This is a genomic window from Herbaspirillum sp. SJZ107, from assembly GCF_006715485.1.
In the GTDB taxonomy this organism is placed as follows: Bacteria; Pseudomonadota; Gammaproteobacteria; order Burkholderiales; family Burkholderiaceae_D; genus Telluria.
In genome coordinates, this window is record NZ_VFNH01000003.1 from 1,077,648 (window position 1) to 1,090,633 (window position 12,986).

Sequence of the window (12,986 nt, forward strand, 5' to 3'; positions counted from 1 at the left end):
GGCTTACACTGGCTTTCCAACAACATTGCCCTCAAAGGAGACAACCACCATGCCGCGCCTCCATACGTCCGGTCCGCACCCCACCGAACTCTATTATTACGAACAGGGGCGGGGCCAGCCCGTGGTGCTGGTCCATGGCTGGCCGCTCAGCCATCGCATGTGGGAATCGCAGATCACCGCGCTGTCCGAAGCGGGCTACCGCGTGATCGCCTACGACCGCCGCGGCTTCGGCCAGTCCGGCCACCCGACCGCCGGCTACGACTACGACACCTTCGCGGCCGACCTGAACGACCTGATGACCAAGCTGGACCTGCGCGATGCCGTCCTCGCCGGCTTCTCGATGGGCGGCGGCGAGGTGGCGCGCTACATCGGCCGCTACGGCAGCATGCGCGTGGCCAAGGCCATGCTGCTGGGCGCCGTACCGCCCTTCCTGCTGAAGACCGGCGACAACCCGCAGGGCGTCGACGAATCCGTGTTCGCCGACATGTTCAACGCGGTCAGGCACGACCGCCTCAGCTTCCTCGGCGACTTCTTCTACAAGTTCTACAACCTGGACAAGTCCTCCGGACAGGGGCCGCAGTCCAGTAATGAGCTGCTTGCCTTCAGCAAGTGGATCGCCTGGGCGGCGTCGCCGCTGGGAACCGCGCAATGCATCGTCGCCTTCGGCGAGACCGACTTCCGCGCCGACCTGGCCAAGTTCGACGTGCCGACCCTGATCGTGCACGGCGACGCCGACCAGATCGTGCCGATCGACGTCGCGGGGCGGCGTTCGCGCGAGCTGATCCGGGGCAGCCGCCTGGAGGTGATCCAGGGCGCGCCGCACGGCTTTGCGGCGACCCATGCGCAGCAGCTGAACGCGCTGATGCTGGGCTTCCTGCGCGGCTAGGGCCTGGCTGCCGCGGCGGGCCGCTGCCCCTTGCCGGTGGCGGCCCACCAGATGCCGCCCATCAGGTGGCCCAGGTACTGCGGATCGCGGTACATCTCGGCATTGTGCCCGAGGGTGGTGACGAACACGCGGCCCTGGCCGGACTGGCCGGCCGTGCGATACCAGGCCACCGGATGCTCCGCACCCATGCCGCGCGCCACCTGGCCCGGCCAGATCCGGGTCGGGTCGTAGCTGGACTCGTCCACCTTCAGGATCGTGTGGATGGCTACCTTGTACGGATTGGTCAGCTCGTACCACTCGTCGCTCCAGATCCAGCGCTGCGGCACGCCGTAGGTGGCCGGGAACCCGCTGTCCACGGTGTCGATGGCGGCGGTCTGCACGATCGGGTGGATGGTGAAGGAGCGGCCGACCAGCTTCTCGTACCAGACCCACCCGTCCTGCGGCGCGATCATCGCGCGGTGCACGATGACGGCGTTGCCGCCGCCATTCATGTAGGCCTCGAAACGGGTGCGCTGGGCCGGATTCAGTTCTTCGCCGGCGGTGTTCAGCAGGACGATGGCCCCGTACTGCTTCAGGTCGCCCTCGAAGCTGTCGGGGCGGTTGGTGTAGACCAGGTCGAAGTTGTGCAGCCTGGCCAGCTGCTCCAGGCTGGCGCGCGCGATCGGGATGTATTCGTAGTGGTATTTGTTGGGCATTGCCAGCACCAGCAGCTTGAACTGGGTGTCGGCGGCGCCGGCCGCTGCCGCCATCGACAGTGCGGCGCCGGCGGCCAGCATCGGTAAAAGGGTGCGCATTGGGGCTCCTTGGTCGTCAGGGCGCGGGTACGCCCTCGGGCTTGCGTCCGGCCCGCGGCACCAGCCAGCCGCCGTCGGCCAGCCAGTCGGACAGGCGGTCCGGCCAGTGCTGCAGCGAGACGCGCTCGCCGCGCTGGCCCATGTTGAAGGCGTGGTCGGTGTCGGCGTACAGGTGCAGCTCGGCCGGGACGCCGGCCTGTACCAGCTGCTGGTACAGGCCGAGCGCCGGCGGCATGCAGCAGGCATCGCGTGAGCCGGCCACCAGGAAGGCGGGCGGCGCATCCTTGGCAGCCCGTGCCGGCACCCCCAGCGGACCGGGATACACCAGTACCTGGAAGTCGGGCCGGCCGCTCTGGCGGTCGAGCGCATCGCGCGGGGTGGTGGCAGCCGCCTCGGGATTGTCGGCCACCAGCGTCACCAGTTCGCCGCCGGCCGAGAAACCCATCACGCCGATCCGCTGCGGATCGATGCCGTAGTCGCGCGCATGGGCGCGCACCCAACGCACCGCGCGCCGCAGGTCGGCAGCGGCGTCGCCTTCGATACTGTAATGGGCCCCCGCGCCGGTGTCGCGCGCCAGGCGATACTTGAGCACGAAGGCAGAGACGCCCACGCGGTTCAGGGTCTTCGCGGCCAGCATGCCTTCGTTCTGGAACACCAGCATGCGGTGGCCGCCGCCCGGCACCACGATCACGGCGGCGCCGTTGGCATGGCGCGGGTCGGCCGGGACCACGGTCAACGACGGATCGTGGACGTTGCTCACATAGGCGCCGTCGGTGAGCTTTTCGGGCTCGCCGTGGCGCTGTTCCGCGCCGGGCGCCCCGTCCGGCCACAGTGCGACCACCGCGGGCGCGGCCGCTTGCTGGGCGCCGGCGCCGGCGCAGGAGATTACCAGCAGCAGGGGGAGGAAAGCGCGCACTCGCATCGGCTTATTCCACGCGCGCCGCATACAGGCTGTGGTGGGTCAGGATGAACAGCGTACGCTTGTCCGGGCCGCCGAACAGCAGCTGCAGCGGGCGCTCCGGCACGTCGATACGGCCGGTCTGCCTGCCGCCTTCGTAGACGAACACCTGGCCGTTGGCGACGTAGACCTTGCCGTCCGGCCCCAGCGCCGCGCTTTCGCCGCCGCGGTCGGCCACTGCCTTGAGATCGGTGATGGCGCCGCCCTGGCCCAGCAGGCCGCTGAAGGTGCGGTTTTCCGAGCCGTTGGTGAATACCACGCGCTCGCCCACGGCGCCCTGCACGAAACCGTGGGTGTCGAGCGTGTCCGACCAGCGGTAGCCCAGGTGGTCGGCCGGACCCTGGCGCAGCACCCGGTATGCCGGCAGTACCAGGCTGCCGTCCGGCGACACGTATTCGCGCGCCTTGGGCAGTGCGACGTCGCGCGCGAACATCTCGGCCAGCGTGGTGAATTCGTAGGTCTGCGGGTCGATCTGGTCCTTGAATTCGGCGTTCTGCCAGAAGTTGACGGGAATCGCCACGCGCGCACCCGCGCGCTGGGCCACAGGCGTCGGCTTGATCGTCGCCATCTCGGTGGCCGGCGTGCCAGGCTTGAAGGCGTACACCGTGGCTTCCGGCCCCCACGACGACAGCACCATCAAGTTGCCGCTGCGGTCGATCGCCAGGTTGACCGGGTCGAGCGGCGCGTCGCGCTCCACCGTCAGGCCTTCGCTGCGGCTCCAGCCGTGGATGCGGCGCCAGTGGCGGTCGACGAAATACAGCTTGCCCTTGCTGTCGACGGCGCCGCCGGCGATCGAGTAGAAGCCGTCGGCCAGTTTTTCGACCTTGCCGGCAGGTGCCGGTGCGGCGCTTTGCTTGCCGCTGTAGTCGAACACCGCGAATTCGCGCTCGCGCACCTGCAGGCCGCGGGTGACGTCGACGATCGACTGCTCATATGGGTACTTGGAAGCGCGCAAATAAGTAGCGCAGCCATTGTCGTCGCAGGTCGCAAAACCGCTTTCGCCGTTGACGTGGACGTTGCGGAAGCGGATGTCGCTGGAGTTGGTGATTTTCACGGCGCTGGGCGCCGGCTTGATCGAGCGCGTCACGCGGTAGGCGTGGTAGTTGGCGAACAGCAGGTTGCTCGAGTTGCGGATCTCGAGCGACACCGCATCCATGCCGTCGCGCACCTCTTCCTCGGTCTGCGGCGCCAGGAATTCCCAGTTCTTGACGCCGTCCAGCACGATCTCGGCGCGGACATGGTGCTCGGCCGAGAGTTCGTAGACGTGGCCCGGCGTGCTGGTGTTGGTGACGGTGAAGCCGGCCTGGGCGTAGCCGCTCGGGGTCCAGATGCCGGAGAAGGTGCCGCCACCGCCGTCCGTCACCCACAGGCTGGGGTACTGGCGGTCCCAGTGCGCGGTAGGGTCGAAATTGGCGTCTTTCTGGTAGGGATCGCTGCGGCGGCCGTCGGCCAGGCGGGTGCCGTGGCCGCCCTGGATGCGCACGTCGTCGACCAGCGAATTGGCGCCGGCGCGCCACAGCAGGGCCACCGCGCGCGGGTTGACCTCGCCCGTGGCCAGGCCGATGCCGGACACGATGGCGTCGCCGCCGCGCGCGCTTTCCAGCAGCGCCTTGGGACTGCCGACGCCCTCGAAGGCGGCCGCGCCGTTCGGCAGGACGATCTGGGTCAGGCCCGGATGCAGGCCGACCAGCACCGTGTCCGGCTTCATGCGGATGGTGTCCTTGACCAGATAAAAGCCGAGCGGCAGGTAGACCACACGGCTGCTGTCGATTGCCTTCTGCAGCGCCGCGGTGTCGTCGGTCTTGCCGTCGCCGCGCGCGCCGAAGCTGCGTACGTTGGCCCATTGCGCGGTCGGCGGCAGCGGCCGCAATGCCGGCGCCGCTGCCGTTGCCGTTGCCGATGAGGCGGACAGCAGCGAGGTCTTGTAATTGGTGGCGAAGCGCCCCGGCGTGCCCATGTCCTGCAGCGCCAGGCCGTAGTTGAAGGCGTCGACCTTGTAGGCGCCGCCGGCATTCGCCCCAGCCAGGGTCTTGCCGCTGTCGCGGAAGCGGACAAAGGTCGGCACCTTGCGCGCGCTGGCGTTCTCGAAGCCGACCTGGGTATACACATTGTTTTCGTTGCTGACCACCAGCGCGCTCTTTGCCACGTTCTCGAAGCGCACGTCGCGGCCCCACAGCCAGTCGCCGTAGCCGCGGTCGATCTCGATGCCGACCGGGGTGTTGCGGATATCGGTGTTCACCAGCGTCAGGCCGGCTTCGTGCTCGCGGATGGCGGCGTCGCGCTGGCCGTCGAACTGCGCGTCGAGCAGCGTGAACTGCCAGGCCGGCGAGGTCTTTTCGGCCAGGATGCCGTAGCGGCCGCCGAAGAAGCGCAGGTCGTAGGCGATGTTGCCGACCTGGTAGACGCCGGCCAGGCCCGAGCCGGTATGGAAATCGATGTGGCTCAGGTTCGAGTGCTGGGCGGTGTGCATGCGCACTGCGGCGGCGGCCGGGTTGCCGTCGCCGATCTCGAAGTCGACGTTCGACAGCGCCGAATAGAAGGTGGCGGAATTGGCGTCGCGCACCTTGCCCGTGAACGGCACTTCGCCCTGCACCGGCATCGGCACCTTGCCGACCGTGTACTGGTCGCCGCCGGTGAAGATCACCATGTTGGCCACGCCCTTCTGGAAGCCCGGCGTGTTCGCCCCCAGCACGAACACCGGGCGGGTCTTGCCGACGCCGTACACGCGCACGGCGAGCGGGATCAGGATGCTGCGCGTGATGCGGTAGCGGCCCGACGGCAGGAACACCAGTCCGCCTTCGCCCTTGTTGGCGGCGCTGTCGATCGCTGCCTGGATGGCAGCGCTGTCGTCGGCGACGCCGTCACCCCTGGCGCGCACCACGACTGCGTGCGGGTCGTCCGGCATCTGCTGGTAGGCGGAGGTGGAGGCCGGCGCGGCCGATACGGCGCCGGCGGCGAAGGCCAGGCCGAGCGCCAGTGCGAGCACCAGCGGCGCCGGGCGCGAAGTCGACATCATCTTCATTGTCATTGTCTCCTGTTTGACTTATTTGATCAGCACCGACAGCAGCAGCACGAACAGCAGCCCGAAGATCCCGACCAGCGTCTCCATCATCGACCACGAGCGGAAGGTGTCCTTCAGCGACAGGCCAAAATATTCCTTGAACATCCAGAAGCCGGAATCGTTGACGTGGCTGCACATCAGGCTGCCGGCGCCGACCGCCAGCACCATCAGGTTCGGATCGCAGCCCGAGCTCTCGACCAGCGGGCCGACCACGCCGGCGGCGGTCACGCCGGCCACGGTGGCGGAGCCGAGGCAGATGCGGATCAGCGTCGCCACCGCCCAGCCCAGCAGCAGCGGCGGCACCGGCATCTGGCTCAGCTGCTTGCCCAGTTCGGCGCTGACGCCGGAATCGACCAGCACCTGTTTCAGGGCGCCGGCGCCGGCGATGATCAGGAGGATGGGCGCGATCTCGCGCAGCGCTTCCTGGGCCGATTGCATGACCTGGGGCAGCGTCTTGCCGCGTGCCAGGCCGAGCGACCAGATCGCGACGGCGTAGGACAGCAGCATCACCACCAGCGGGTTGGACAGGAAGGCCAGCGGCTTGGTCAATTCGGGGCGGGCCAGCGTCACCAGCGTCAGCGCGGCCAGCAGTGCCACCGGCAGCAGTGCGGTGGCGAAGCTGTTGAAGGCGCCGGGCAGTTCGGTGTCCGGCACTTCGGTGTGGCGGAACATCTGCGACGGCTGGGCGCGGATATGGCCCAGCGACATGGCGAAGATCGGCCCGGCGATGATCAGGGTCGGAATCGCCACGGCGAGGCCGTAGACCAGGGTCTTGCCGATGTCGGCATGCACCGCCGCCACCAGCGCGGTGGCGGAAGGGTGGGGCGGCAGGAAGCCGTGCGCGATCGACAGGCCGGCCAGCAGCGGAATCCCGAGCGCCACCGCCGGCCGGCCCGACTGGTAGACCAGCGAGAAGATCAGCGGCACCATCAGCACGAAGCCGACGTTGTAGTACAGCGGCAGCCCGACCACGAAGCCGGTGACCGTCATCGCCACCGGGATGCGCCCCAGGCCGAGGCGCTTGACCAGGGAGCCGGCGATGCAGCGGGCGGCGCCGCTGTCGGCGATCAGCTTGCCGAACACGGACCCCAGGCAGATGATCACCACCAGGGAGCCGAGCAGGTCGCCGATGCCTTTTTCGATGGCACCCGGGATCTTCGCGGCCGGCATCCCCAACATCAGGGCCGCCACCAGCGCGGCAATCACGAAGGCGATCAGCGGCTGCACCTTGCCCCAGGCGATCATCAAGGTCAGCAGCCCGACCGCCAGCAGCACCGATAACATATTCAACACAGGTAGATCCTTTCAGAGCAGGATGCAAAAGCCCGATGCGGAGGCGTCGTTCAGGCCGCGCGCTGGGCGATGCGATCGACCAGTGCTTGCGGTGCTTCGGTGATGTCGAGGCGCAGGCCGGCTTCGCCATCGTCCAGCGGCTCGAGGTCGCGCAGCTGGCTGTCCAGCAGTGCCGGCGGCATGTAGTGGCCGCTGCGGCCGGCCATGCGTTCGGCAATCAGCGCCCGCGGGCCCTGCAGGTGCGCAAAGCGCAGGTCCGGATCGGCCTGGCGCAACAGGTCGCGGTAGCGCCGCTTGAGCGCGGAACAGGACAGCACCAGGGCGGTGCCTTGCGCGCGGGCGCTGCGGATTTCGGTGGCCAGCGCCTGCAGCCAGTCGGCGCGGTCGTGGTCGTCCAGCGGCAGGCCGGCCGACATCTTGGCCACGTTGCGGGCCGGGTGGAAGCTGTCGCCTTCGATGAAACGCAGGCCCAGGCGCGCGGCCAGCGCGGCGCCGACGGTACTCTTGCCGCAGCCGCTGACGCCCATGACGACCCAGCTTTGCGGGTGTCGTGGCGTGGGAGGGGAATTGCTTGCTGCCATGGTGTGGTCTCCGTGTGGATAGCAGTTAGCGCTATCATTTTATTTTTTACCAAGTCTTCAGCAAGTCCAAAATTTTGTAAAGCACTATCGATGTTGCATAGCACTATATTTAAAAAATCCTTTATTGGAAGCATGCGTTAATCCACCGATGCCGGCCGTAAAACCGGAAACATGGTTTGATAGCGCAATCAACCGTGACGTAGCCTGCCGCAGGACCGGGCGCTGGTAACGGCACGTATGGCTTTACGCACTCTGCATATTTGCAACTAACCGATCTCATCCTGCATATCTGGCCGAAGACCAGGCGCAGCGTGCTGTCCGGCCGTGAGGCAATCAGAAGGGAGGCAGTCAGCCCAGGCAGATGAAGTCGTTGTCGACCTGGTGGCGCCAGGTCTTGATCAGGTCGCGGTAAGCGCTGCCGACCGGACGGATGCGGCGGTCCAGGTCGTACAGGCCGTAGCGGTTCACCTTGCCCTTGTTTTCGGTGAGCGAGCTGTCCCAGTCGACCTGGTCCGTCAGGCTGTACCAAGTGAAGCCGAGCAGGGGGACGCCGTCGGATTTCAGGCGGACCAGGTTCGACCATTGCTTCTCGAGCCAGACGCGGGCATCCTTTTCGCCGTCGCCTTCGTCACGGTTATTGGTCTCGGTATGCATCACCGGCAGGCGGTAGCGTTCGTAGTACTGCTTGGTGATCATGTAGTAGCCGAACATTTCGCAGATGTCGACCTTGCCGTTGGCATACACCATGTGCTCGTTGGTGGCGTAGTAATCGTTGCCCATGATGCAGCGTGACTTGATGCTGCGGTCGAGGAAGAAATGGTATTCCTCGCGCGTCATGCCATTGTCGGCCAGGAATTCGTACATCCGTCCGCTGACATCATGGCCGTACGTCAGGTCCAGCGCCAGGAAGCGCAATTCGTTCAGGTGGCGCGCGTAGCCGATCGCTTCGGGACCGACCGGGTGATAGTACTCGGACGATTCGCTCTGGACGAAGCGGGCGGCGGGCTGGGCCTTCAGGATGGCTTCGGTCGCCAGAATGCTGGCTCGGGCCAGGTGCTTGACCGCGGTGACGAAGGCGCGCTCCGACGCCAGGCGCTCGTTCCACATGCCCAGCCGCGCCGAGAACTTGGCGGTGACGTACATCTCGTTCACCGGCGTATAGAAGGTAATCCACGGAAAGCGCTCGGCGAAGGCGCGCGCGTATTCGGCCAGCCAGCGCGGGAAGTCGGGGTTCTGGAAATTGCCGACCCAGTCGGGCACGCCGAAATGGCACAGGTCGACGATGGGCGTGATGCCGAGACGCTCCAGTTCCGCCATGACGCCGTCGGTGAATTCCCAGTCATAGCGCCCCGGTCCCAGGTGCACGCGGTGCCAGGGCGGGCCGTAGCGCAAGGCGTCGACGCCGATCTCGTGCGCCAGCTGCAGGTCTTCCCGCCAGCGCCGGTAATGATCGGTCTTTTCCATTTCATCCATGCGCAAGGGCGCGCCATCCGGTCCTTCGATCACCGGATAGCTGCTCTCGATCCCTGTCGCAAACAAAAACCTCTGCATCCATCGCCTTTCGCAGCGGCCGGCACGATGCCGGCGAGAACACATCTTAGCCGGAGCTGGCTCATGTGCATCGCACATTAACAGTGGGAAATTCATAGCGTCGTCGATGTTTGGTTTGTAACTGCATGCAGCCAAATGCAGATGTCAGAGCAGCTAAATCTGAGCATGGATTCTTGCTAGTTAGATTTTACATTTTGGTCTTTTTGGTCCGGTGAGAAGTCGGCGTACTTACACTCTGGCATTGATTATCACCAGCGCATATGGCTGATATCACGCGTCTTTTTCATCTAACTCAGCCTTAAAACCACTGATTTTTTCGATTTCTTATAAAAAAGATGCCCCATTTTCGGGCATTGTCTGCAATGTGCAACGCTTCGATGGAAGGTTACAAACTGAAAGAATTTTTTTTCCCGCAGGCAAAGCAAACTCCCGTCAAAGTGCGTAGAATTCACCTTCATCAGTTTCTCGACGCCAACTACTTATGGTTGGCGTTGTGCTTTCAGCGCCTGTTATTCAACAGTCACCCAATAAAAGAAATCTCTCAAATGCAAACTCCTCGCCGCACCAACGCCATCGCATCACGCAGCCAGTCGATGGCGCAGGCGCAACAATATGCCCTGCCGGTCCTGTTCAGCCTGTTCGGCGTGATCATGGGTTCGTGGGCCGGCCGTATCCCGTCGATGGCCGAACGCGTGCACGTGTCGCACTCCGCGCTGTCGATGGTGCTGCTGTGCGGCGGCCTGGGCGCCGTCCTGTCCTACCCGGTGTCGTCGCGCATGATGGCTTCGCTCGGTGCACGCAAGACCATGCTGTTCGCCGGCCTGGCCCTGCTGGGCGTGCTGATCGCGATCGGCGTCGCCCCGACCGTGCCGCTGCTGATGCTGGCCGTGCTGAGCCTGGGCATTACCGCCAGCACCTTCGACGTCGCCATCAACTCGTCGGCCACCGAGCGCGAAAAGCGCACCGGCAAATCGGAACTGTCGAAGCTGCACGGTCTCGGCTGTGCCGGCGGCCTGGCCGGCGCGACCCTGGGCAGCCTGATGGCCAGCCTGCACATCGCCCCGGGCACCCATTTCATGATGCTGGCGGCGCCGCTGGCCGTGGCCCTGTACTTCGCGTATTCGCTGCTGGATGCCGACGAGGTCGGCCAGAAAGTCGAGAAGAAGTCGTTCTCGCTGCCGCGCGGCCCGCTGCTGTTCCTGGGCGCAATCGGTTTCCTGGGTTCGATGGCCGAAGGCAGCATCGCCGACTGGAGCGGCGTGTTCCTGAAAGAGCATTTCGGCGCATCGGACGGCCTCGCCCCGCTGGCCCTGTCGGCCTTCTCGGTGATGATGCTGATGGCACGCCTGGTCGGCGACAAGCTGAAGACCCGCTACGGTGCGCGTCCCCTGGTCACCAGCGGCTCGATGCTGGGTGCGGCCGGCCTGTTCTTCGCCGTGCTGTCGCCGAACGCCTACCTGGCGCTGGCCGGTTTCGCGGTGGCCGGCCTGGGCCTGGCGCTGGTGTTCCCCTTCGTGTTCAGCGCCGCCGGCGCCCAGGGTCCGGCGGCACTGGCCGGCGTCGCCAGCATGGCCTACAGCGGCAGCCTGATGGGCCCGCCGGTGATCGGCGCCATCGCCCAGGGCATGGGCATGCAGGTGGCCATCGCCTACGTCGGCGGCCTGGCAGCGCTGATCGCCTTCGTGGCAAGCCGTTCGCGCATGCTGAAGTAATGCGGTGAAGTGATTCGGGTGGCACGCCTGTCGGCTTGCACGGACGTTTCACCCTGCAGTGGCAGTGAGCAGTAACAGCAAGCGTTTTTCTTTGTAGTTCTCCTCCTTTGTTCGGGGCGGTCGCCAAACGGCGCCGCCCTTTTTTTCGTTTACAGCGCATAAAAGAACATATCAGGTAGCCTGATTTGACGAAAATATGTGTATTTATAGAAACAACACGTGTTTCCTCTTGGAAAAATTGACGGATTCAACGATAATCACCAATTATTGCTTGATGAATGTTTGGAATCTCATTCAGCCACAGCTCTGGCGACGGCGCCGCCCGATGCGATCTCCCACTCTCCGTTTGCGCCGATATCGTCCCAAGAAAGTATTCACCAATGCGACACATCAGTATCAAAACTATCGTCATGTCCGTTGTTGCTTTGCTCATCGGCATCATCCTGGCAGTCGGCGCACTGGGTTACCACAGCACGCAGAGTGCGGTCGAGCTGCTCGAAGGCGTCGCCCTGCGCGACGCCCGCCAGCAAGGCATGATCAGCAACATCATGCTGCGCATGGAAACCAACCGCAGCCAGCTGCTGCAAGCCTTGCAGCACAACCCGGCAACCGATTACGCCAAGCTGCACGACCATCCGCTGACGGTGCATTTCAAACAGATCGCCGACAACACGGCTGCGCTGGAAAAGGCGCGCGACGACTTCGATGCCTCGCTGCGTACGCCGGCCGCCAAGGCGATCGTGCACAAGTGGTACGCGCAGAGCAGCGACCTGGGCATCGCGGACGTGCGCAGCGCGACCCAGGCGCTGGAAGCCGGCCAGTGGGACGAGGCCCAGCGCATCCTGATCACCCGGGTCAACCCGGCCTACAAGCGCGGCCAGTCGACGTATGACGAACTGCAGGCGCTGCTCGACGAGCGCGGCCACACCAATGCCGAACTGGCGATCAGCACCATCGGCACCAACGATGCGATCATGGTTGCGGCCATCGTGGCCGGCTGCCTGGCCGGCGTCGCCGCCGCCATGTTCCTGGCGCGCAGCATCGTCAAGCCGCTGGGCGAAGCGGTCGCGATCGCGCGCAAGGTGGCCAAGGGCGACCTCAGCGCCGACCTCCGCACCGATGCGCGCAACGAATTCGGCCAACTGCTGGGGGCGCTGGGCGAGATGAACGGCAGCCTGGCCAACATCGTCGGCGAAGTGCGCGCCGAGGCCGACACCATCGCCTCGGCCTCGTCCCAGATCAGCGCCGCCACCCTGGACCTGTCGGGCCGCACCGAACGGCAGGCCAGCACGCTGGAAGAAACCTCGGCCTCGGTCGAGGAACTGAGCGCGACCGTGAAGCAGAACGCCGACAACGCGCGCCAAGCCAATGCGCTGGCGGCCTCGGCCTCGGCGATCGCCGTGAAGGGCGGCGCCACGGTCGGCGCCGTGGTCGATACCATGGGCGCGATCCAGGAGTCGGCGAGCAAGATCGCCGACATCATCGGCGTGATCGACGGCATCGCCTTCCAGACCAATATCCTGGCCCTGAATGCAGCGGTCGAAGCGGCGCGCGCCGGCGAGCAGGGCCGCGGCTTCGCCGTGGTGGCGTCCGAGGTGCGCAGCCTGGCGCAGCGCTCGGCCACCGCCGCCAGGGAAATCAAGGAACTGATCAACGATTCGGTCGAGAAGGTCGACAGCGGCAGCCGCATGGTCGACCAGGCCGGCGCGACGATGCAGGAAGTCGTCGACAGCATCCGCCGCGTGGCCGACATCATGAACGAGATCACCGTGGCCAGCCAGGAGCAGAGCACCGGCATCGAACAGATCCACCAGGCCGTCAGCCAGATGGACCAGGTGACCCAGCAGAACGCCGCCATGGTCGAGGAAGCCGCCGGCGCCTCGAGTTCGCTGCAGGAACAGGCCGCCGGCCTGGCGCGCCTGGTGAGCGTGTTCCGCCTCGGCGGGCACGGCCATGGCGCCGATGCCCGGCCTGTGGCAACGACGCATGCACCGGCACGTCCCGTGGCGGCGCGCCTGCCCAGCCTGAGCGCTGCCTGATCCACGCCCGGCGCGGGCACGCGTTTGCGCTGGGCCAAGCGGCGCATGACTGACAAGAACTCCAGACCGCCTGCCGACTCCAAGCTGAGTCGCCAGTTTGCCAGAACGGAG

The 12,986-nt window shown here is 65.8% G+C and carries 9 protein-coding genes; 3 read left to right on the forward strand and 6 right to left on the reverse strand.

Going from position 1 to position 12,986, the window contains the following annotated elements:
• Positions 1–49: 49 nt before the first annotated feature.
• A complete protein-coding gene (locus tag FBX97_RS22910) occupies positions 50–886 on the forward strand; it encodes an alpha/beta fold hydrolase (RefSeq protein WP_141836931.1) in 837 nt (278 codons plus the stop codon).
• Here the strand turns inward: FBX97_RS22910 and FBX97_RS22915 are convergent.
• The 6 genes from FBX97_RS22915 to FBX97_RS22940 form a co-directional block, all read right to left on the reverse strand.
• Complete coding sequence (locus FBX97_RS22915) at positions 883–1,680, reverse strand: ThuA domain-containing protein (protein WP_141836933.1); 798 nt, start codon at positions 1,678–1,680, stop codon at positions 883–885. The genes FBX97_RS22910 and FBX97_RS22915 overlap by 4 nt on opposite strands.
• A 16-nt stretch (positions 1,681–1,696) precedes the next feature.
• A complete protein-coding gene (locus tag FBX97_RS22920; protein WP_141836935.1) occupies positions 1,697–2,602 on the reverse strand; it encodes an alpha/beta hydrolase in 906 nt (301 codons plus the stop codon).
• Between the two features lie 4 nt (positions 2,603–2,606).
• Positions 2,607–5,660: a glycosyl hydrolase family 28-related protein gene (locus tag FBX97_RS22925; protein ID WP_255517592.1), complete on the reverse strand. Its 3,054-nt coding sequence runs from the start codon at positions 5,658–5,660 to the stop codon at positions 2,607–2,609.
• A gap of 21 nt (positions 5,661–5,681) precedes the next feature.
• Positions 5,682–6,983 carry a gluconate:H+ symporter gene (locus FBX97_RS22930; RefSeq protein ID WP_141837153.1) on the reverse strand — a complete coding sequence of 434 codons (1,302 nt, stop codon included), beginning with the start codon at positions 6,981–6,983 and terminating at the stop codon, positions 5,682–5,684.
• 59 nt (positions 6,984–7,042) lie between these two features.
• A complete protein-coding gene (locus FBX97_RS22935) occupies positions 7,043–7,573 on the reverse strand; it encodes a gluconokinase (protein WP_255517593.1) in 531 nt (176 codons plus the stop codon).
• A gap of 348 nt (positions 7,574–7,921) precedes the next feature.
• Entirely contained in the window at positions 7,922–9,112 is a 1,191-nt protein-coding gene (locus FBX97_RS22940) for a family 1 glycosylhydrolase (protein ID WP_255517594.1), read from the reverse strand.
• A gap of 557 nt (positions 9,113–9,669) precedes the next feature.
• Between FBX97_RS22940 and FBX97_RS22945 the strand changes: the two genes are divergently transcribed.
• Entirely contained in the window at positions 9,670–10,836 is a 1,167-nt protein-coding gene (locus FBX97_RS22945) for an MFS transporter (protein WP_141836939.1), read from the forward strand.
• 410 nt (positions 10,837–11,246) lie between these two features.
• Positions 11,247–12,875 carry a methyl-accepting chemotaxis protein gene (locus tag FBX97_RS30425; RefSeq protein ID WP_370457318.1) on the forward strand — a complete coding sequence of 543 codons (1,629 nt, stop codon included), beginning with the start codon at positions 11,247–11,249 and terminating at the stop codon, positions 12,873–12,875.
• The last annotated feature ends 111 nt before the right edge of the window (positions 12,876–12,986 follow it).